The 21,344-nt window shown below is 70.5% G+C and carries 18 protein-coding genes and 1 tRNA gene; 13 read left to right on the top strand and 6 right to left on the bottom strand.

Annotated elements, in window-relative coordinates; translation table 11 throughout:
* Window positions 1–16: 16 nt before the first annotated feature.
* The 4 genes from AB0I49_RS25150 to AB0I49_RS25135 all read right to left on the bottom strand — a co-directional run bounded on the left by AB0I49_RS25150 (window position 17) and on the right by AB0I49_RS25135 (window position 4,382).
* Window positions 17–616 carry a TetR family transcriptional regulator gene (locus tag AB0I49_RS25150; protein WP_363229325.1) on the bottom strand — a complete coding sequence of 200 codons (600 nt, stop codon included), beginning with the start codon at window positions 614–616 and terminating at the stop codon, window positions 17–19.
* A gap of 71 nt (window positions 617–687) precedes the next feature.
* The gene (locus tag AB0I49_RS25145) at window positions 688–2,031 is read right to left on the bottom strand and encodes an FAD-binding oxidoreductase (RefSeq protein WP_363229324.1); all 1,344 of its coding nucleotides are present in this window, start codon (window positions 2,029–2,031) and stop codon (window positions 688–690) included.
* 146 nt (window positions 2,032–2,177) lie between these two features.
* Window positions 2,178–2,816, bottom strand: a complete 639-nt coding sequence (locus AB0I49_RS25140) for a DUF1345 domain-containing protein (RefSeq protein ID WP_363229323.1) — start codon at window positions 2,814–2,816, stop codon at window positions 2,178–2,180.
* Between the two features lie 264 nt (window positions 2,817–3,080).
* Window positions 3,081–4,382 carry an NAD(P)/FAD-dependent oxidoreductase gene (locus AB0I49_RS25135; RefSeq protein ID WP_363229322.1) on the bottom strand — a complete coding sequence of 434 codons (1,302 nt, stop codon included), beginning with the start codon at window positions 4,380–4,382 and terminating at the stop codon, window positions 3,081–3,083.
* Window positions 4,383–4,602: 220 nt separating this feature from the next.
* Between AB0I49_RS25135 and AB0I49_RS25130 the strand changes: the two genes are divergently transcribed.
* Window positions 4,603–5,232 (top strand): TetR/AcrR family transcriptional regulator, encoded by a 630-nt coding sequence (locus AB0I49_RS25130; RefSeq protein ID WP_363229321.1) that lies wholly within the window; start codon window positions 4,603–4,605, stop codon window positions 5,230–5,232.
* A gap of 72 nt (window positions 5,233–5,304) precedes the next feature.
* Here AB0I49_RS25130 and AB0I49_RS25125 read toward each other — a convergent pair whose 3' ends face one another.
* Window positions 5,305–6,108 (bottom strand): TetR/AcrR family transcriptional regulator, encoded by an 804-nt coding sequence (locus AB0I49_RS25125; protein WP_363229320.1) that lies wholly within the window; start codon window positions 6,106–6,108, stop codon window positions 5,305–5,307.
* A gap of 147 nt (window positions 6,109–6,255) precedes the next feature.
* Between AB0I49_RS25125 and AB0I49_RS25120 the strand changes: the two genes are divergently transcribed.
* From AB0I49_RS25120 to AB0I49_RS25105, 4 genes are all read left to right on the top strand, one after another.
* Window positions 6,256–7,083: a phytanoyl-CoA dioxygenase family protein gene (locus AB0I49_RS25120; protein WP_363229319.1), complete on the top strand. Its 828-nt coding sequence runs from the start codon at window positions 6,256–6,258 to the stop codon at window positions 7,081–7,083.
* A 27-nt stretch (window positions 7,084–7,110) separates the two neighbouring features.
* Window positions 7,111–7,515, top strand: coding sequence for a RidA family protein (locus tag AB0I49_RS25115; protein ID WP_363229318.1), 405 nt, complete (start codon window positions 7,111–7,113; stop codon window positions 7,513–7,515).
* Between the two features lie 88 nt (window positions 7,516–7,603).
* The gene (locus AB0I49_RS25110; RefSeq protein ID WP_363229317.1) at window positions 7,604–8,503 is read left to right on the top strand and encodes an MBL fold metallo-hydrolase; all 900 of its coding nucleotides are present in this window, start codon (window positions 7,604–7,606) and stop codon (window positions 8,501–8,503) included.
* 123 nt (window positions 8,504–8,626) lie between these two features.
* Entirely contained in the window at window positions 8,627–9,976 is a 1,350-nt protein-coding gene (locus tag AB0I49_RS25105; RefSeq protein ID WP_363229316.1) for a diacylglycerol kinase family protein, read from the top strand.
* 101 nt (window positions 9,977–10,077) lie between these two features.
* Here the strand turns inward: AB0I49_RS25105 and AB0I49_RS25100 are convergent.
* A tRNA-Arg gene (locus AB0I49_RS25100) sits at window positions 10,078–10,149 on the bottom strand.
* Between the two features lie 200 nt (window positions 10,150–10,349).
* On the opposite strand from AB0I49_RS25100, the gene AB0I49_RS25095 reads away from it, so the two are divergent.
* From AB0I49_RS25095 to AB0I49_RS25060, 8 genes are all read left to right on the top strand, one after another.
* On the top strand, window positions 10,350–10,889 hold the full coding sequence (locus tag AB0I49_RS25095) for a response regulator (RefSeq protein ID WP_363229315.1): 540 nt from the start codon (window positions 10,350–10,352) through the stop codon (window positions 10,887–10,889).
* A gap of 131 nt (window positions 10,890–11,020) precedes the next feature.
* Window positions 11,021–11,836: an ArgS-related anticodon-binding protein NrtL gene (gene nrtL, locus AB0I49_RS25090; protein ID WP_363229314.1), complete on the top strand. Its 816-nt coding sequence runs from the start codon at window positions 11,021–11,023 to the stop codon at window positions 11,834–11,836.
* Between the two features lie 111 nt (window positions 11,837–11,947).
* Window positions 11,948–13,339, top strand: a complete 1,392-nt coding sequence (lysA, locus tag AB0I49_RS25085) for a diaminopimelate decarboxylase (RefSeq protein WP_363229313.1) — start codon at window positions 11,948–11,950, stop codon at window positions 13,337–13,339.
* A 144-nt stretch (window positions 13,340–13,483) separates the two neighbouring features.
* The gene (locus tag AB0I49_RS25080) at window positions 13,484–14,776 is read left to right on the top strand and encodes a homoserine dehydrogenase (protein ID WP_363229312.1); all 1,293 of its coding nucleotides are present in this window, start codon (window positions 13,484–13,486) and stop codon (window positions 14,774–14,776) included.
* 32 nt (window positions 14,777–14,808) lie between these two features.
* Entirely contained in the window at window positions 14,809–15,873 is a 1,065-nt protein-coding gene (gene thrC / locus AB0I49_RS25075) for a threonine synthase (protein ID WP_363229371.1), read from the top strand.
* A gap of 436 nt (window positions 15,874–16,309) precedes the next feature.
* Window positions 16,310–17,227 carry a homoserine kinase gene (gene thrB / locus AB0I49_RS25070; protein WP_363229311.1) on the top strand — a complete coding sequence of 306 codons (918 nt, stop codon included), beginning with the start codon at window positions 16,310–16,312 and terminating at the stop codon, window positions 17,225–17,227.
* Between the two features lie 372 nt (window positions 17,228–17,599).
* On the top strand, window positions 17,600–19,735 hold the full coding sequence (gene rho, locus AB0I49_RS25065; RefSeq protein ID WP_363229310.1) for a transcription termination factor Rho: 2,136 nt from the start codon (window positions 17,600–17,602) through the stop codon (window positions 19,733–19,735).
* A 318-nt stretch (window positions 19,736–20,053) separates the two neighbouring features.
* The gene (locus AB0I49_RS25060; protein ID WP_363229309.1) at window positions 20,054–21,166 is read left to right on the top strand and encodes an LCP family protein; all 1,113 of its coding nucleotides are present in this window, start codon (window positions 20,054–20,056) and stop codon (window positions 21,164–21,166) included.
* Window positions 21,167–21,344: the final 178 nt, after the last annotated feature.

Genomic DNA, 21,344 nt, shown 5'->3' with positions numbered 1-21,344 from the left:
GGCGGTGTCGGAGGCTTCAGAGCCCGGGCCAGCCGCGCTTGAGGTGTTCGAAGGCGGAGGCGAGGGCGGCCCGAGGCTGAGGGCAGCTGGAGGCGAGGTCGGGCGTCTCCAGGACGTAGCGAGCCAGAATCCGCAAGGAGTCATCTACCTCCGCCCGCCCCGCCGCCTCGGCCAGCAACTCGGCGAGGCTGTCCGTACAGGCGACCCAGACCCGACGGGCGTAGGCGCACAGCGCGGGAGTGCCCATCACCAGGTCCATCCGCCGCTGGTACTCCTCGGGCAGCTCCTCGGCGAAGGGCGCCCGCCCGGCGAAGAACGCATGGAGAGCGTCCAGAACGGAACTCCCCTCCGCCCGCTCCCGCACCGCGACCGCCAGCGAGGCCGCCCGCTCCCCGCTGTCATCGAGAATCAGCGCTTCCTTCCCCGCCGGAAAGTGCGCGAACACCGTCGTGACCGCCGTGTCGGCCGCCGCCGCGATCTCCGCGACCGTCACCTTGTCGTACCCGCGCTCAAGGAAGAGCTCCAACGCGGCATCGGACAGCGCCTTCCGCGTTGCCGCCTTCTTGCGCTCCCGCCTGCCCGGCACCGGTCCGGCCGCCCCATGAGTCATCGCCATGACCTCACTCTAGCCGCAATGATTACGAAACCCTAATGACTTCGATTTCCTAGTCAGTGCGATGCGCGGTGTCACTGCCGGTGGGAGCGCCCGTTTCCGCGAGGGGGCAGCCGCTTCGACAACCTGTCCGCCAGCCGGTCGACCGCCCACCCGGCGCGCAGAGTCAGGGGGCTGGAGACCGGCGTGGGAGCGAACCGCGGCCGCGCCCGCCATAGGGCGCCAAGGTCCTCATGGGGCGCGTCGCCGGCCAGCCGGTCGGCGAGCAGCGTGCCCAGGTACGGCGCCTGGGCGAGGCCGTGACCGTTGTAGCCGGCGGCGTAGAACACATTTCTCGCCGCTTCTCCGGCGACCGGCAGCCACGGCGGCGTCATCGCGACCCACCCGCCCCACGCCCGACGCGGCGCGATATCACGAAGCGACGGGAACCGGTCGTGGAAGCCACGGACGAGATCCGCTACGACCGCACGGTCCGGCTCACGGTCACGTACCGTTCCCCGCCCCAGCTTCAATTGACGGACACCGAAGACGATCGTGCCGCGCGCGGTAGGGCGGTAATTCTCCAGGAGATTGTGCTGGGTGATGATGCCGGCGCGACTCGTCCAGCCGATCGCCTCAAGACGCTCATGTCCTATCGGCGCGGTCTCGACCTCATGGGCCCATACCGGCGACACCATCCGCTTCGGGGAGATGAGGAGGTCGCGGGAGTACGCGTTGGTGGCGAGCACCACCCGCTCGGCACGGAGGCGCCCCCTCGGCACCGTGACCGTGACCCCATTGCTGTCGGGATATACCCCTCCCGCCGGGGTCTCCTCGAACACCCTCGTGCTCGACGCGAGAAGCGCCCCGCGGAGACCGAGCGCGAACTTCCCGGGGTCCAAATGCCCACCGGCGCGCTCCAGATAGCCGCCCCGGAACCCTTCCGGAAGGCCGAGTTCGCGGCCGCCGCCGAACTCGACGTCCGCTCCCGCCTTGCGCAGAATCCGCGCGTTGCGCTCCGCCTTACGAAGCTGGCCCGCGGATATGGCGGCCCCGACGTTGCCCGTCGCCTCGTACTCGCAGTCGATCCCCAGCCGCTCGATCATCCCCTCGGTGAAGCGCGCCGCCCCCTCGCCGAAGCGGACGATGTCGCGGAAGCGGCGTGGATGGAGCGTGCTCAAAAGCTGGGGGTCACCCGCCGGCGCACTCGACAATTGACCGGCATTCCGTGAACTCGCCCCGCAGCCGCAGAAACCGGACTCCAGCAGAACGACGTCAGCGCCTCGCTCGGCCAGCCGCAGCGCCGTCGCCATGCCGGTGTACCCGCCCCCGATGACCGCCACATCACACGTGAGTTGACCCTTGAGCGCCGGAAGGCGGTCGGCGGGCGGGGTGGCATCCCAGCCATGCGCCGAGTACGAGATTCCATTGTCGGTCATTTCTGAACTCCTGAAGGGGTGTGGTGAGCGTGGCCGGGACCGGCGCGAAAGAGTCGCCGGCTCGGTGAATGGGCGGGGCGGTGAATTGGCGGGGCGGTGAATTGGCGAGCCGGTCGGTGCACCGGCGCGTCGGCGACGGTGTCATGTCACGTCAGAGCGGCTACGAGACTCGCCACCGTCACGGTGTTGAAGAAGAACGCGATGACCGAGTTCGTGGCGACGGTCCGCCGCATCTCCCGTGAGGTCACCGTCACGTCCGTCGCGCCGAAAGTCGTCATGAGCGACACCGCGAAGTAGACGTAATCGGCCCAGGCCGCCGGTTCCTCGCCGGGAAAGTCCAGGGCCCGTTCGTTCTCCACGAGGTTGTCGGCGTGGAAGGCGACCGCGAAGGAAACGAATACGCAGATCCAGGCGTCCGCGACCAGGGCGAGGGCCACCACGACTCGTACGACCACGGGCAGAGCCGTTCCCAAATGGCCGGGGCGCCAGACCAGCGCTACGACGAGGGCGGCCGCCGCGACGAAGATCGACGCGCCCGGTCCGGGGGCGGTGCCGAGGACGTAGCGCTGGATCAGCGTGCCGCGGGACGTGCGGTGAGCCCACCTGCGAATCGCCGCGGGGGAGACAGCCGAAAAGGTGATCAGTGTGACGGTGAGGTAAGCGGAAAGGTAGGCGAATATGGCGAAGACGCAGACATCCGAGATCGAGAGGAATTCCGGTCCCTCGTTGTACGCGCGAACGAGAAGCAGAATCGCCGCTACGCAGGCCGCGGTGAGAGTACTCATGGCCGCTCGCCGGCGTTCAGAGAGCCAAGAGTGCACTCAGTACATTCCTCTCATGCGATGATCGCGATAGGGGAGTGGACGCGGATAGGGAGCAGTGGTGTCTGTGGCGAAGCCGTCGAATTCCGCGGCTCTCCCTGTGTCGACGATGCGTCAGGTCGATGCATTGCGGATCGGTGCATTGCAGATCGGTGCATTGCGCTCAGTGTAGGGAAAACGCGGTATCGGGATCGCCTGATAGTGATCGGATCGTCCCCCTGGTTTTGCTCAGTACGAACCGTCGGCCAGCGCCGCCGAGATATCCCGGGCGGCGATCGCGCCGGATTCCATGGCGCCTTCGATCCCCCCGACGTTCATCGGCGCGATATCGCCTCCGGCGAAGTGGAGCCGCCCGTGCGGCTCGCGCATCCGGGGAACGGCCGTGGTGAGGCACCCCGGCCGGTGATGGGCCCAGGCCCCCTGGGAGAACTCGTCCCCGACCCAGTCGTGGCCCGCGGTTTCGAGCACCTCGATACCAGGGACGAACGTCCGCAGCGCCGCCTGCACGCCCTCGCGGTCCGCCGCGCTGATGGCCGCGGCGTCGGACGCGAAGCACACGACGAGCGTGTCGCCGCCGTGCCGGTGCTCCACCCTGACCGTGTTGAGAGGGTTCTTGCCGACCGGCGCGAAGGCGCAGAAGGGCTCGACCTCGCCCCTGACCCTCGCCCAGAGCTTGGCCGACCGTACGGGGTGCTTCCGCTCGATCATGCCGCGCACGGGCTCGGCGAGCGCGGGGCTGATGCTGACGTCGGCCAGCGTGTTGAGGGGCAGCGCGACGACGGCGGAACGCGCGCGGACGCGCTCGCCGTCGCGAGTGGTCACGGTGACGCCGGAGCCCTCGTCCTCGATGGCGCTGACGGGCGTGGACAGGCGGAGCTCCGCCCTCGATTCGCCGAGGACGGCGTCGAGGAGCCGCTTGGTGCCGCCCTCGATCGGCCAGAAGCCCGCGGTTTCGAAGAACGCGCCCCAGTCGCCGAATTTCGAGGCCGCCCAGAAGACCATCTGCGCCAGGCCCTGCTCGCTGTGGGAATGGACCAGCGTGGACCAGCTTCCGTCGAGCACGTCCCGGTCGTACGCGGACAGGTTCAGCGAATCGAGCCGGTCCCCGATCGTCTCCTTCTCGATCTCGGAGTTGTCGACCGCGCGAACGTCGAAGGGGAGCGGGAAGCGCGCCCGCGCATCGGCGAAGCAGCGGGCGGCCAGGGGCGCGAGGGCACGCTGGTACTCCTCCAGGCTGCCGGCGTGCACGGCGCCGTCGGCCAGCCAGTACGCCTTCTCGATGCCGAGCGGCACGGCGGGCGGAATGTTGTGGCGCTGGAGCTCGCGCCACACGTGCGGCTGCGTCCAGTGCACATAGGTCCCGCCGAAGTCGACCTCCTGACCGAAGGCGGTGCCCGTGTACGTACGGCCGCCGGCCCTGTCACGCGCTTCGAGGAGGACCACCGAGTACCCCTCGACGCTGAGGTCCCGTGCCGCCGTGACTCCGGCGAAGCCGGCGCCGATCACCACGACATCACAACTGTTGGCCATGACCACTCCGTCCTGTCGTATTCGCCGCACGAGCCCGATGCCGAGCCCGATCCCGATGACGATGCCGATCCCGAGCCCGGTCCCGATGACGATGCCGATCTCGGTGCCTGGTATCGATGCCAGTATCGAACTCGAATCGAGTTCGAGTCTAGGTCGGGTTGACCGCCTGTCAACTCGCGTGACGCGGCTTCTTCAGGGGACGCTGCTACGATCTCGAATCGTGTTCGAGAAAAAATCGGCGGCTCAGGGGCCGACTCGCCGGGGCGTGGTGCAGCGGCGCGGGGTGGAGCGCAGACGGGCCATCGTCGATGCCGCGGAGGCCCTGCTCGCCGAGCGGGGCTACGAGGCCGCCACCCTCAAGGCGATCGGTGAGCGCGCGGGCATCCCCATCGCCTCCGTCTACCACTACTTCTCCGACCGGCATCAAGTCGACGCCGAGATCCTGCGCCGCCATGTGGACGAGCTCGGCAAGGTCTTCACCGCCGTACTGCACAGCTCCGCGCCAACCCCACGCACGCTGCGCGAGGCGGTCGACGCCCTCGTCGACCCCGTGCTGGCCCACTTCCGCCGGCATCCGAGCTGTACCGAGCTGTGGTTCGCGGGACGCCACGACATGCTCGTGGAACTGGTCCGCGCGTTCGACGAGGAGCAGGCGAGGAGGGCCTGGGAGTACCTCGTCGAGCGGAACCTCGTCGCCGCCGACACGCCCCGGCTCGTACTCCTGCTCGCCTTCGAGGTCGGCAACCGGTTCCTCGACGTGGCGTTCCGGCGCTCTCCGGCCGGTGACGACGCCGTGATCGATGAGGCGCGCGGATGCCTCGCCGCCTACCTGGGCACGTACGGCACGTAGCGCACGTACGGCACGTAGCGCACGTACCGCATGTAGCGACGTACGGCCGTCAGGAAGCGCGTGTCCGGAGTGTCAGGCGTCCGGCGTGGCCCCGCCCAAGCCCCCGGCCCCGCCCTCACCCTCGTCCCCGCCCCCGCCCTCACCCTCGTCCCCGCCCCCGGCCCCGTTCCCCGGGCCGGGAGCGATCAGAGTGATGGCGGCGTCGACGAGGGCTCGTATGCGCTCCGCGGTGAACCGTTCGGGTTCGAAGGGGTACATCACCATCCAGCCGTCGCCCATGGCGCTGACCTGGTCGGCGAGCAGGTCGGCGGGGATGTCGGCGCGGACGGTGCCTTGGGCCTGTCCGGCTGCGAGGAGTTCGGCGTGTGTCTCGCGGTATCGGGCGTAACGCCGCTCGATGACGGCGGCGAAGGCCGGCTCGTACCGGGCGTGGGCGAGGAGTTGGGACATCACGGACCAGAAGTCGGGGTCGCCGGTGACCAGGCGGAGCCACCGCTCCAGGATTCCCCGGAGGTCGGTCCGGTCGGGGTCCCGGTCCCGGTCGGCGGCGAGCATCGCGTCGTAGGTGTCGAAGCGGCTTTCGGCCAGCGCGGTGACGAGTTCCTGCTTGTTCGCGAAGTAGTAGGTCACCGATCCGGTCGTGCACCCCGCGCGCTGGGCCACCTTGCGCAGCGAGGCGTTGGCGTAGCCCTCCCGCGCGATCACCGACGCCGCCGCTTCCAGGAGTTCCGCTCGTTTCGCGGCGTGATCGCCCGTGGGGCGCCCGCGCCGTACGGCCTGCTCGCCGCTCCGGCCCCCGCCCCGTACGGTCTCCTCGCCGTTCCGGCCTCCGGGCCGTACGGCCTGCTCGGTCGCGCTGTCACCGCTGAGTCGCACTGGCCGAACCCCCTCTCCAGTGGCCGCGATTCTGCCACACCTTTTTCGTAACAGGTGTTGTGTAAAAGACAGTCGTCTTCTAGCGTGCTCCCATCTCCCATCTCCCATCTCCATCTCCCAACCTGAAGGTCTGAAGGAGAGTCACCGATGGATGAGTCAGTCCGGAAAGCATTCAGGGAAGACGGCGCCGTCCTCATCGAGAACTGCCTGGACGAGGCGGAATCGGGGTGGTGCCGCGAGGCGTTCGACTGGGCCGTGGCGAACCCGGGCCCCCACGCGACATCCATGTACGACGGGACCGAGCGGCGCTCGCACGTGGACAACGCCAACCCGCTCGCCAAGGAGCGGCTGGACGCGCTGATGCCGTCACTGCCCTTCGGCGAACTGTTCGCGGAGCTGTGGGGCTCCGAGCACGTCTGGTACTTCGCCGAGGAGGTCTTCCTCAAGTCCGGCGGCCGGAGCGCCCGAAGCTGCTGGCACCAGGACACCGCGTACCTGCCCTGGGCGGGCGAGCACTGGGGCAACGCGTGGATCAGCCTCCAGCACGTACCGAAGCGGAACTCGCTGGAGATCGTGCGGGGTTCGCACCGCGGCGTCCAGTACGACGGGACCACGTTCAAGCTCGACGACCCGACCGATCCGCTGCACGGCGGCGGCGTCCTGCCCCGCCTCCCGGACATCGATGCCGAGCTCGCGGCCGACCGCGGCGCCCACGACGTGGTCTCGTGGGCCATCGACCCCGGCGACGTACTCGTACTGCATCCCCGCTCGCTGCACGGCGGGGCCGGGGTCGACGCCGAGGCGCCGGAACGCCACACCCTGGTCCTGCGCTTCTTCGGCGACGACGCGACGTTCCGCCCCCTGCCGACTGTGAACGAGCGCTACGCCCGTAACGGCATCCTCTTCGTGGACGAGATGGCGAAGCTGGACCCAGGGGACCCCTTCCGTTCGCCCGTCTTCCGCCAACTCCTCTGACCGCACCGGCGAAAGGGATTCCGCGCCATGCAACGCCAACTCATCAACCCGCCCCGCACCCGGGCGCTCTACGACCGGCTGCACTTCTCGCAGGCGATCCGGGTCGGCGACCTGATCTGGGTCTCCGGCCAAGTGGGAATCGACCCCGACACCCTGCGGCCCGCCGTCGGCATGGCCGCCCAGGCCCGGCTCGCGTTCGACGGCGTACGGAACGTCCTGGAAGCCGCGGGGGCCGGCCTGGCCGACACCGTCGAGCTGACGACGTTCCACACCGATCTCCGGGGCGACATGGGGGAGTTCACCCAGGTCAAGGACGAGTGCTTCCCCGACCGGTACCCCGCCTGGACCGCGGTCGGCGTCACCCAACTGGCCCGCCCCGAACTGCTGGTCGAGATCCGGGTCGTCGCCATGGCCGGCAGCGGTGACGGCTGAACCGGCCTCCCCGCCCCGCCGCCCCCGTGCCCGTGCCGCACGCGACGCGGGCGCGGGGGCGGAGCGCGGACCGAGGGGCGGGACGGGCGTGACCACGGCCGCCGCTCCGGGATACGCGGCGGCCGAATATGGCGCGGTCAGCGTGCTCCTCGGCGCGGAACGCGGCGCCTACCCGTACGGAAACTCACTGCTCGTACGGGGCGCGGAGGCCACGCTGGTCGTCGATCCCTCGCTGTCGCTCGTGGCGGCGCCGCCGGCGGCCGACGCGGTCCTCGTCAGCCACGCGCACGAGGACCACATCGCGGGCCTCGGCGGTTACGACGTACCGGTCCATATCCACTCCGCCGACCTCGACGCCCTGCGTTCCCGCGAGGCGATGGTCGCCGGGTACGGGCTGTCGCGGGACGCGGCGGCCGAGGCCGACAGGGCGCTGCTGGACCACTTTCACGTGCGGGGGCGTCCGGACGCGACGGGGTTCGACGACGGCGCCGTGTTCGACCTCGGCGAGCGCACCGTGACCGTCGTGCACCTCCCCGGCCACACCGCGGGCCACAGCGGCTTCCTGATCGAACCGGACGGGTTCCTGTTCATCGCGGACATCGATCTCACGTCGTTCGGCCCGTACTACGGGGATGTCGGCAGCAGCCTCGCCGACTTCGAGGCGTCGATGCGCCGGTGCCGCGAGATCGACGCGCGCTGGTACGGAACGTTTCACCAGAAGGGCGTGATCGAGGGCGGCGCGGAGTTCCGGCGCCGGATCGACGCGTTCGCGGGCGTGGTGGAGAAGCGGGAAGCGGAACTCCTCGGATTCCTCCGCGAGCCACGGAGCGTCGAGGAAATCGTCGAGCACCGGCTGGTCTACCGCTCCCACATCGAAGGTCCGCAGGTGAGGCCCGTAGAGCGCAGGACGGCGGCGCAGCACCTGGACCGGTTGACGAGTGAGGGCCGGGTCGTCGAGGTGGAGGAGGGGCGGTTTCGTGCGACGTAGGCTCCGGGCTCCCCCATACGGCCCGGTCAGGACGCCCTCTGCCACGAGAACGTGCAGGCTGGAGCCACGTGGCCAGGCCGAGAGGGCGAGCATGACGTGGAAGAACGACACAGCCGGAACCCGGTGACGGAGCCCACCGGCAGCGCGGCGGCGCGGCTGCTGGCGCGCTGCGCGCTGCTGGCGGCGGTCGGCACCCTGGTGGTACTGCTGCTCGCGCTCACGGAGGGCGGGCTGCTGATCGTGGCGGCCGAACTCCTAGGGCTGATCGTCTGCGCCGTCGGTGTGTGGTGGTTCCTGGCGCACCGCGGTGCGGCGCGGCTGGTCGGCGCCCTCGTCGCGGTCGCCGCCCCCGCCGCCGTCGTGCTGCTCTACATCCACGACGGCCTGTGGCGGACGGCGCTGGTACTGGGCCTGTGCTGGGGCGCCACGCTGGCCTTCGGCCACGCGGCGCTGCGCGACTCGCTTCCGAAACGGTCGCACCGGGCGGCCGCCGCGCGCCGGCCGAAGCGGCCGGTCCTCATCATGAACCCGAAGTCCGGGGGCGGAAAGGTCGGCCGCTTCGGGCTCGTGGAACGGGCCGAGCGACTCGGCGCCCAGGTGATCCTCCTCGACCCCGCTGTCCAGAGCGATGTGGCCGAGCTGGCCCGCCGGGCCGTGGCCGAGGGCGCGGACCTGCTCGGCGTCGCGGGCGGCGACGGCACCCAGGCGCTGGTCGCGGCGGTCGCCGCCGAGCACGACCTGCCCTTCCTCGTGGTCTCCGCCGGCACCCGCAACCACTTCGCCATGGACCTCGGCCTCGACCGCGCCGACCCGTCCCGCTGCCTCGACGCGCTGACCGACGGCGAGGAGATCCGAGTCGACCTCGGCGACGTCGACGGCCGGGCCTTCGTCAACACCGTGTCGTTCGGTGTGTACGCCGACATCGTGCAGCGCCCCGAGTACCGCGACGCCAAGACCGGCACCGCGCTTACCCTCATGCCGGACCTGCTGACCGGCGAGGACGTGCGGTGGACCGAGGCGCGGCTCGACGGGGCCGCGATCTCGCCCCAGCAGGCGCTGCTGATCAGCAACAACCCGTATGCCTCTCCCGACGGCCTCAGCGGCGGCGACCGCCGCCCCCGCCTGGACACCGGCGAACTGGGCGTACTCGGCATCCGCGTGGAGGACGCGGCGCAGGCCGCGGACCTGGCCGTACGAGGCTCCCAGTCCATGGGACTGACCGTCACGACCGCCCAGTACGTCGAAGTGACTTCCTCCGAGGCCGCTGAGATCCCCGTGGCGGTGGACGGCGAATCGCTGCGGATGCCGACGCCGATCGTGTGCTCACTACGCCCGGCCGCTCTCCGCGTCCTCCTCCCACGCGACCGCCCGGACAACGCAGCCCCCGTACCACCCGTAACCCTGCGCCGCCTCATCGACCTCGCGTTCAACCGCCCGGCGCGAGCCCCCAGAGGAGGGAGGCACCGCGCCTGACAGGAGCGTCACCGATCCCGCCCCGAAGGGACCAGGATCCCCTGACGCGCACGCAAAAACTCCCGACCCGCGTATCCGCTGGTCGGGAGTGATTTCCGGAGTGCCCCCGGCAGGATTCGAACCTGCGCACACGGCTCCGGAGGCCGTTGCTCTATCCCCTGAGCTACGGGGGCGTGTCGCCCGTTTGCCTGGCGACGGGTAGAACACTACCAGCTCTCGCGGGGTGCCCAGGAACAGGTATTTGCGGGGGTCGGGGCGGTTGGTGGGGAGGGTGGGGGAGCGGGGAGGAGGGGTGGGAGGCGACCAGGGGGTTAGGGGCGTTCTGTGTTGGTTGTCTTGAATGGTTGGTTTCTGTCAATACGCACTCCCTCACATGGCGGAAGTGGGGAAAACCCGGACGCAGCAGGAGGTGCGCGCCTACTCTCTAGTTGTGCCGGGCGCGACCGGCCGGGTCCTTGTCGTCGATGACAACAAGGTGATCCGGCAGCTGATCAGGGTCAACCTCGAACTCGAAGGGTTCGAGGTCGTGACCGCGGCCGATGGTGCCGAATGTCTGGAGATCGTCCATCGCGTACGGCCCGACGTCGTGACGCTGGACGTCGTCATGCCCCGGCTCGACGGGCTGCGTACCGCCGCCCGGCTGCGGGCCGATCCGCGGACGAGTCGGCTGCCGATCGCGATCATCAGCGCCTGCACCCAGCCCGAAGTCGAGAGCGGGCGTGCGGTCGGGGTCGACGCGTTTCTCGCCAAGCCGTTCGAGCCCGCCGAGATGGTGCGGCTGGTGCGGCGGCTCATGGGGCAGGGCGGGGACGACGACGGTGAGGACGCCGGGCTCCCGGAGCTGCCGGAGCTGCCGGACTCGGCCGAGCCCGGTGGCGCGGACGCGGAGTCGGTGGGGCGTCCCGCGGGGTGAATCCGCGCCCGGCGCGGGTGCCGACCGTCGTCTGTCGTGTGGGGCAACCGGTTCGCGGGAGTGGCGTCCGTCCGTCCCACGACGTGAAACCTGTTCGCGGAGACGCCCCCGTTCTCCCATACGCTTGTCCCGTGACCCCAGCTGAGCTCTCGCGCACCGTGGTGCGTGCCGTGCGCTGTGCCGTCGAGGCCGGCGAGCTGAGCGCGCCCGTGCCCGAGCGGGTCACTGTGCGGACCCCGCCTCGTCCCGGCTGCGGTGACTTCGCCACCAACGTCGCCCTCCGCCTCGCCAAGGACGCCGGACGGTCCGCCCATGACGTCGCCGAAGTGCTGCGGCGTCGGCTCCTCCGCGAACCCGGCGTCCAGTGCGTCGATGTCGCCGGGGCCGGGTTCCTGAACATCACTCTCGACGGCGCCGGCCATGCCGCGCTCATCGAGGAACTCCGCGCCATCACCCCTTCCCCGGCGCTGCCGCTCGCGCCCCCCGACGACCTCGTCCGGCGGCTGGGCCCGGACGCCGCCCGCTGGAGCCTCGTCACCGCCCCCGGCTTCGACCGGGATCTGTTGCTCGTACAGCGGGACGCCAACCCGCTCTTCCGCGTGCGGTACGCCCACGCCCGTACCCAGGCACTGCTCCGTAACGCCCGTGACCTCGGGTTCGGTCCCCAGGCCGGGGACATCGGGGCGGATGACAGTGCTGTGCTGCTCGGGGTGCTCGGTGATCGGGAGCGGATCGTCGGCGCCTCCGACCCCGTCCGCCTCGCTCGCTATCTTGAGCGCCTCGCCGACGCCTTCCTCCACTGGCACCACAAGTGCCCGGTCCTGCCCCGCGGTGACGAGAAACCCTCGGCCGTCCACCGCGCCCGACTGGCCCTCGCCGAGGCCACCGGGGCCGTGCTGGCAGACGGCCTCCACCAGCTCGGCATCACCGCACCCGCGCATGTGTGACCTCGCCCATGTCCGACTCGTGCATGTGTGACTCGCCCATGTCCGACTCGCGTACCCCTGACCCCGCGCATCTCTGACGCCCCCATCTCCCCGAGGGAAACTCCAGAAACCATGAGCCGTTCCGCCCACCCCGCCGGACCCCGCCACGCCGATGTGCTCCCCGAAGGGCACTACACCGCTCCGGCCGCCGACCTCAACGCCCTCGATCCGCGGGTCTGGGCCCGTACGGTCGCGCGCGGCGCCGACGGTGTCGTCAGCGTCGGCGGGATCAGCGTGAAGGAGCTCGCCGAGGAGTTCGGCAGCCCCGCCTACATCCTCGACGAGGACGACTTCCGCGCCCGCTGCCGCGCCTGGCGGCAGGCGTTCGGCGCCGGCGCCGACGTCTTCTACGCGGGCAAGGCGTTCCTCTCCCGCGCCGTCGTGCGCTGGCTGACCGAGGAGGGGCTGAATCTCGACGTCTGCTCCGGCGGCGAGCTCGTCACCGCCCTCGCCGCCGGGATGCCCGCCGAGCGGATCGCGCTGCACGGCAACAACAAGTCCGTGGACGAGATCACCCGTGCCGTCGAGGCCGGCGTCGGGCGGATCGTGCTCGACTCCTTCCAGGAGATCGTGCGCGTCGCGCACATCGCGGAGCGGCTCGGCAAGCGGCAGCGCGTGCAGATCCGGGTGACCGTCGGCGTCGAGGCGCACACCCACGAGTTCATCGCCACCGCGCACGAGGACCAGAAGTTCGGCATCGCGCTCGCCGGCGGGCAGGCCGCCGAGGCCGTGCGCCGGGTGCTCAAGCTGGACGGGCTGGAGCTCATCGGCATCCACTCGCACATCGGCTCGCAGATCTTCGACATGGCCGGCTTCGAGGTCTCCGCCCGCCGTGTCGTGCAGCTCCTCGCCGAGGTGCGCGACGAGCACGGCGTCGAGCTGCCCGAGATCGACCTCGGCGGCGGTCTCGGCATCGCCTACACCTCCGAGGACGACCCGCGCGAGCCGCACGAGATCGCCAAGGCGCTCGGCGACATCGTCGGCCGCGAGTGCGAGGCCGCCGGGCTCGCCGTGCCGCGGCTCTCCGTCGAGCCCGGCCGGGCCATTGTCGGCCCCACCGCCTTTACGCTGTATGAGGTCGGTACGGTCAAGGAACTGACCGGGCTGCGCACCTATGTCTCCGTCGACGGCGGCATGTCCGACAACATTCGTACGGCCCTTTACGACGCCGACTACACCGTCGCGCTGGTCTCCCGCTCCTCCGACGCCGAGCCCATGCTCTCCCGCGTCGTCGGCAAGCACTGTGAATCCGGCGACATCGTCGTGCGCGATGCCTTCCTGCCCGCCGATCTCGCCCCCGGCGACCTCCTCGCGGTCCCCGCCACCGGCGCGTACTGCCGGTCCATGGCCAGCAACTACAACCACGCCCTGCGCCCGCCGGTCGTCGCGGTGAAGAATGGCGAGGCGCGCGTCATCGTCCGGCGGGAAACGGAAGAAGACCTTCTGCGGCTCGACGTCGGTTAGCCGGGATACGTAAGGCGGAGACGCCGGCCGGCCGCCGTGTCGGCCCGCGGAAAAAACAATCTCGGATACTGGACGGGGGACGGAATCCCCCGTCCGGTGAGTGAGACTGGTGTACCACCGAAGATGTATGAGAGACGAGGTCGGATGATGCGTACGCGTCCGCTGAAAGTGGCGCTGCTGGGCTGTGGTGTTGTCGGCTCAGAGGTGGCGCGCATCATGACGACGCACGCGGACGACCTCACGGCGCGCATCGGCGCCCCGGTCGAGCTCGCCGGGATCGCGGTCCGCCGCCCCGGCCGGGTGCGCGACGGCGTGCCCGCCGAGCTGATCACCACCGACGCCACCGCGCTCGTCAAACGCGGCGACATCGACGTGGTCGTCGAGGTCATCGGCGGCATCGAGCCCGCCCGGACCCTGATCACCACCGCCTTCGAGCACGGCGCGAGCGTCGTCTCCGCCAACAAGGCGCTGCTCGCCGAGGACGGCGCCGCGCTGCACGCCGCCGCCGAGAAGCAGAGCGCCGACCTCTATTACGAGGCCGCCGTCGCCGGCGCGATCCCGCTGGTACGGCCGCTGCGCGAGTCGCTCGCGGGCGACAAGGTCAACCGGGTGCTGGGCATCGTCAACGGCACGACCAACTTCATCCTCGACCGGATGGACTCCAGCGGAGCCGGCTACTCCGAGGCGCTCGACGAGGCCACCGCCCTCGGGTACGCGGAGGCCGACCCGACCGCCGACGTCGAGGGGTTCGACGCCGCCGCGAAGGCCGCGATCCTGGCCGGAATCGCCTTCCACACGCGCGTACGCCTCGACGACGTGCACCGCGAGGGCCTCACCGAGGTCACCTCCGCCGACATCGCGTCCGCGAAGCGCATGGGCTGCACGGTCAAGCTCCTCGCCATCTGCGAGCGGGCCGCCGACGGCAAGTCGGTCACCGCCCGCGTGCACCCGGCGATGATCCCGCTGACCCACCCGCTGGCCTCCGTGCGCGAGGCGTACAACGCCGTCTTCGTCGAGGCCGAGGCGGCCGGGCAGCTGATGTTCTACGGGCCCGGCGCCGGCGGCTCGCCGACCGCCTCCGCCGTCCTCGGCGACCTCGTCGTGGCCTGCCGCAACCGGCTGGCGGACACCACCGGACCGGGTGAGTCCGCCTATACGCGGCTGCCTGTGAGCCCGATGGGCGACGTGGTCACGCGCTACCACATCAGCCTCGACGTCGCCGACAAGCCGGGCGTGCTCGCCCAGGTCGCCACGGTCTTCGCCGAGCACGACGTGTCGATCGACACGGTCCGCCAGCAGGGCAAGGACGGCGAGGCGTCGCTGGTCGTCGTCACCCACCGGGCGGCCGACGCCGCCCTGTCGGCGACGGTCGAGGCGCTGCGCAGGCTCGACACCGTGCGGGGTGTCGCGAGCATCATGCGGGTCGAAGGGGAGTAACGGAAGCAATGTCTGCAATCACCAGTCCGCGGATGTCGGGCACCCACCAGTGGCGCGGCATCATCGAGGAGTACCGGGACCGGCTGCCGGTCCACGCGCACACCCCGGTCGTCTCGCTCCGCGAGGGCGGCACGCCGCTCGTGCCCGCCCAGGTGCTCTCCGAGCGCACCGGCTGCGAGGTGCACCTCAAGGTCGAGGGCGCGAACCCCACCGGGTCCTTCAAGGACCGCGGCATGACCATGGCCATCACGCAGGCCAAGGAGGAGGGCGCGAAGGCCGTCATCTGCGCCTCCACCGGCAACACCTCCGCGTCGGCGGCGGCCTACGCCGTACGGGCCGGGATGGTCTGCGCCGTGCTGGTGCCGCAGGGCAAGATCGCGCTCGGCAAGATGGGCCAGGCGCTGGTCCACGGCGCGCGCATCCTCCAGGTCGACGGCAACTTCGACGACTGCCTCACGCTGGCCCGCGGCCTCTCCGAGAACTACCCGGTGGCGCTGGTCAACTCGGTCAACCCGGCCCGTATCGAGGGGCAGAAGACCGCGGCGTTCGAGATCGTCGACGCGCTCGGCGACGCGCCCGACATCCACGTCCTGCCCGTCGGCAACGCCGGCAACATCACCGCGTACTGGCGCGGCTACCGCGAATACGCGGCCGACGCGATCGCCTCGCGTACGCCCCGGATGTGGGGATTCCAGGCGTCCGGTTCCGCGCCGATCGTGCGCGGCGAGGTCGTCAAGGACCCGCACACCATCGCGACCGCCATTCGCATCGGCAATCCGGCCTCCTGGAACTTCGCCGAGCAGGCGCGCGACGAGTCGGGCGGCCTGATCGACGCGGTGACCGACCGACAGATCCTGGCCGCCTACCGGCTGTTGGCCTCGCAGGAGGGCGTGTTCGTCGAGCCCGCCTCCGCGGCGAGCGTCGCCGGGCTGCTGAGCGCCGCCGAGCAGGGCAAGGTCGACCCCGGCCAGCGCATCGTCTGCACGGTGACGGGGAACGGGCTCAAGGACCCGGACTGGGCGGTGGCCGGCGCGCCGCAGCCCGTGACGGTCCCGGTGGACGCGGACGCGGCGGCGCAGCGGCTCGGCCTCGCCTGACCCTGGAGCCGGGCTCAGGCTTCGGAGCCCGGCCCCGGAGCCCGGTCTCGTGGCCTGATTCCGTCGGGCCGGCTCCGGCTCGTACGGTTCGCGGCTCGTACGGCTCGCGTAGCGCGGGCTCGTACAACCGGCGGGGGCGGCCTCGTATATCTCTGATTACGGGGCACAACCTGTCGTAACGTCAGCAATGGAGCACGGGACGGCGTGCGACACGCATCGTGCGCCTCCTGTGCGCCCTATGTCGCCGCAGAACCTTCCTTCGATAGGCTGTACTCAATCCGCCCCGCCGCAGACCCCCGCCGCCGCCGTGCGTCATCGTGGTCGTGGCCCCTTGAGGGCGCTCGTACCTTCTCCGCCCCACATTGCCACTGAGTCACACCAGTCACACCCGACCCCCCAGTCACCGGACTGTCATACCAAGGAGAGTCATCGAGCGATGGCCGGTCCCGCCTTCCGCGCCGCCGCCGTCCGAGTGCGCGTCCCCGCGACCAGCGCCAATCTCGGTCCCGGCTTCGACGCCCTCGGCCTGTCCCTCGGGCTCTACGACGACGTCGTGGTCAGGGTGGCCGACTCCGGGCTGCACATCGACATCGCCGGCGAGGGCGCGGACACGCTGCCGCGCGACGAGGGCCACCTGCTCGTACGGGCCCTGCGCACGGCCTTCGACCTGCTCGGCGGGCAGCCGCGCGGCCTGGAGGTGGTCTGCGCCAACCGCATCCCGCACGGCCGCGGACTCGGCTCCTCCTCCGCGGCGATCTGCGCCGGAATCGTCGCCGCCAGGGCCGTGACCATAGGCGGGGCCGAGCGGCTCGACGACGCGGCGCTGCTGGAGCTGGCCACCGAGATCGAGGGCCACCCGGACAACGTCGCCGCCTGCCTGCTCGGCGGCTTCACCCTGGCCTGGACGGAGTCCGGGGCCGCGCGGGCGGTCCGGACACAGCCGTCGGATTCCATCGTTCCGGTGGTCTTCGTGCCCGCCAAGGCGGTGCTCACCGAGACCGCGCGGGGGCTGCTGCCGCGCACCGTGCCGCATGTGGACGCGGCGGCCAACGCGGGCCGCGCGGCGCTCCTGGTCGAGGCCATGACCAGGCGGCCCGAGCTGCTGCTGGCGGCCACCGAGGACCGGCTCCACCAGGAGTACCGCGCGCCGGCGATGCCGGACAGCGTGGCCCTGGTCAACCGACTGCGCGCGGACGGCGTCCCAGCAGTCATCTCCGGCGCGGGCCCCACGGTGCTCGCGCTGACCGAGGACGGTGCGGCCGACAAGGTCGCACGGCTGGCGGGCGAGGGGTGGGCGGCCAACCGGCTGGCCCTCGACGCCCAAGGGGCGAGCGTTCTGCCGCTCGGCACCTGACGACACACGGTTGTGGGTCTTGGAGAGGGGGAATATTTGTTGGACCCGGTAGTGTTAACCTCAAGTCTGCACTCGACGCCATACCGGCGCGGTGCTCTGTGTCCCGATCAGGGACCGCATTTCTTCCGGGAGCCTCCCCAACTGCCTGAGCAGCCTGCCTGAGCAGTTTCGAGCACGCTCCGGAATCGGCGTGAGCGACATGGGTGATGCGTCACTTCTGATCTCCTTCACGCCGGAACCATGAATTGATCTTTCCGCCGTACCGGCGGACCACCGCCCCGGCCCGGTCCGCAAGCCAAGGACCGCAGCCGGACAGCACAACCGGTCGCCGAGCCAGACAGGCCGACGCCCGCTCCAGGGAAGGACCCCTTCGTGAGCGACACCACCGATCTGATGGGCGTGACCGCCGACGGTTCCGTCGGCAATGCCTCCGCGCCCGCCACGGACGCTCCCGCCGCGCCTGCCACCGGTGCTGCCCCTGCCAGTGCCTCCCGGCGGCGCCGTTCGGGCACGGGCCTCGACGCCATGGTCCTGGCGGAGCTCCAGCAGCTCGCCTCCAGCCTCGGCATCAAGGGCACCGCGCGGATGCGCAAAGGCCAATTGATCGAGGTCATCAAGGAGAAGCAGGGCCAAGGCCCGGGCTCCGAGAAGCCCGCCGAGGCCCCCGCCGCCGAGACCAAGCCGAAGCGCCGTACGACCTCCAAGGCCCGTACGGGCGAGAGCGAGACCGCCGCCGGGACCGGCAAGGCCCCCAAGGCCGAGAAGGCCGAGCAGCCCGAGAAGCCCGAGAGGGCGGCCAAGAGCGCGCCGTCCGCCGAGAAGGCCGCGGGCCAGCAGCAGATCGAGATTCCGGGCCAGCCGAACAGCGACGAGCAGCCGGCCGGTGAGCGCCGCCGCCGTCGGGCCACCGCCCCGTCGGGCAGCCCCGAGGGCGCCGAGACCAAGGCCGAGGCGAAGGCGGACGTCAAGGTCGAGGAGAAGACCGACATCAAGACCGACACCAAGGCCGAGACCGCCGCGTCGGCGCCCGCTCAGGACACCGCCGAGGGCCGGTCCGGCAAGGGCGGCGGCGACCGTCAGCAGGACCGCGGCCAGAAGAACGACCGCCGGGACCGACAGGACCGCGGCGACCGCGGCGACCGTCAGGACCGCGGCAACCAGCGCGACCGCCAGGACCGCCGCAACAAGAACGACGACGGCGGCGGCCAGCAGGGCGGCGGCAACCGCCAGCAGCGCGACAACCGCGGCGGCCAGCAGGACGACGGCTACGACGACGAGGCGGGCGGCCGGCGCGGCCGGCGCGGGCGCTACCGCGACCGCCGCGGGCGCCGGGGCCGCGACGACTTCGGCAACGAGCCGCAGGTCAGCGAGGACGATGTGCTGATCCCCGTCGCGGGCATCCTCGACATCCTCGACAACTACGCCTTCATCCGGACCTCCGGCTACCTGCCCGGCCCCAACGACGTGTACGTCTCCCTCGCCCAGGTCCGCAAGAACGGCCTGCGCAAGGGCGACCACATCACCGGCGCCGTGCGGCAGCCCAAGGACGGCGAGCGCCGCGAGAAGTTCAACGCGCTCGTCCGCCTCGACTCGGCCAACGGCATGGCGGCCGAATCCGGGCGCGGACGGCCGGAGTTCGGCAAGCTCACCCCGCTCTACCCGCAGGACCGGCTGCGCCTGGAGACCGACCCGGGCGTGCTGACGACCCGGATCATCGACCTGGTCGCGCCGATCGGCAAGGGCCAGCGCGGGCTGATCGTGGCGCCGCCGAAGACCGGCAAGACCATGATCCTGCAGGCGATCGCCAACGCCATCACGGTCAACAGCCCCGAGTGCCACCTGATGGTCGTCCTGGTCGACGAGCGTCCGGAAGAGGTCACCGACATGCAGCGGTCGGTCAAGGGCGAGGTCATCTCCTCGACCTTCGACCGCCCGGCCGAGGACCACACCACCGTCGCCGAGCTGGCCATCGAGCGCGCCAAGCGCCTCGTCGAGCTCGGTCACGACGTGGTCGTCCTGCTGGACTCCATCACCCGCCTGGGACGCGCGTACAACCTCGCCGCGCCCGCCTCCGGACGCATCCTCTCCGGCGGTGTCGACTCGACCGCGCTCTACCCGCCGAAGAAGTTCTTCGGCGCCGCGCGCAACATCGAGGACGGCGGCTCGCTGACCATCCTGGCCACCGCGCTGGTCGACACCGGCTCGCGGATGGACGAGGTGATCTTCGAGGAGTTCAAGGGCACCGGCAACATGGAGCTCAAGCTCGACCGGAAGCTCTCCGACAAGCGCATCTTCCCGGCGGTGGACGTGGACGCGTCCAGCACCCGCAAGGAGGAGATCCTGCTCAACTCGGAGGAGCTCGCGATCGTCTGGAAGCTCCGCCGGGTGCTGCACGCGCTCGACTCGCAGCAGGCCATCGAGCTGCTCCTGGACAAGATGAAGCAGACGAAGTCGAATGCCGAGTTCCTGATGCAGATCGCCAAGACGACGCCGAACGGCAACGACTAGCCCGTATCGGAACACGCTTCGCGTTTAATCCAGCAGGCCCCCGCCACAACCGTGGCGGGGGCCTGTCGGCTTGAGATCTACAACACAGGAATCACCGGCACCGCCCCTCGGAACGGTCTCCCGGATTCCGCTTGAAATCGCAGGTCGAAGACGCGCAGGCGTATCCGCCGGTCAGTCGGGACAAGCGGTTTCTAAGAAAGTCCTTAAAGGCCGCTGTGCAACCCTGGCGCTTGCCTCGGCGTCTGACAGACCACCGAGAAACCGCGCCTGACCAATACGGCAGGGGGTACCCGAGCACAGCGGAGGATTGAGGAGCGGATGGCACAGGAGAGCAAGAGCGGGCAAGGGGCGGGCCACCGCCGCCGCGCCCGTGGCCGCCGCCGCAAGGCGCGCAGCCCGCGCCGCAAGGCGCTGCTGATCACCGCCTGGATAGCCGCCGGCCTGGTGCTGCTGGGCGGTGGCGGTCTCGGCTTTCTCTACTTCAAGTTCAATGGGAATCTGACCGGCGTCGACATCAACGCCGCACTCGGTACGAACCGCCCCGAGAACGTGGACAACGGCTCGCAGGACATACTCGTGCTCGGCTCCGACTCGCGGGCCGGCGCGAATGGCAAATACGGCAAGGACGAGGGCAGCGCCCGCTCCGACACCGCCATGATCGTGCATGTGTACAAGGGCCATAAGACGGCCAGCGTCGTATCCATACCGCGCGACACGCTCGTATCCCGACCGGAATGCAAGGCGCCGGACGGCAAGACCGCTCCGCCGGTCAAGAGCGCCATGTTCAATGACTCCTACTCCGTCGGCGGACCGGCCTGTGCGGTCAAGACCGTCGAGGCGATGACCGGCATCCGCATGGACCACTACCTGGAGGTCGACTTCGCCGGCTTCCAGAAGCTCATCGACGAGCTCGGCGGCGTCAAGATCACCACCACCAAGCCGATACACGACAAGGACAGCCACCTCGACCTCGCGGCGGGCACCCACACGCTCCACGGCGAGCAGGCGCTCGGGCTCGTACGGACCCGGCACGGCGTCGGCGACGGCAGCGACCTCGGCCGCATCAAGCTCCAGCAGGCGTTCATCAAGGCGCTGCTCGACCAGATGAAGTCGATCGGCCTGTTCACCAGCCCCGGCAAGCTGTACGGGATCGCCGACACCGCCACTTCGGCGCTCACCACCGACTCCGACCTGTCCTCCGTCAACAAGCTGCTGGACTTCGCGAACGGCCTCAAGTCCATCGGGTCCGGCGACATGCGGATGGTGACCCTGCCGGTCACCTACGACGCCGGCGACCCGAACCGGGTCGTGCCGCTGGACTCCAAGGCGAGCCGGATCTGGCAGGCGCTCCACGACGACCGGCCGATCCCCGAGGACGCCGTCAAGGGCTCCGCGGGCGACAAGACCGGCGCGGACGACGTGGTCAAGTGAGGCCCCGGCGCACGGGCCCGGCGCGGGTGCGGGCGCGTCGACGGCACGGCCCGTACGCCCTCGACCGCGGCCCGGCGGGGCTCCGGGAATATCCGGCCCCGCACCCCGGTTTTGGGGTATGCGGGCAGTACTGGCAAACTGGTCCGCTGGCCCCGGTTCACGTAAGGCAATCCCGCCT

Source organism: Streptomyces sp. NPDC050617, assembly GCF_040654795.1.
Classification (GTDB): Bacteria; Actinomycetota; Actinomycetes; order Streptomycetales; family Streptomycetaceae; genus Streptomyces.
Note: the sequence above shows the minus strand (reverse complement) of the source record. Positions and strands in the feature narration are given on the sequence as shown.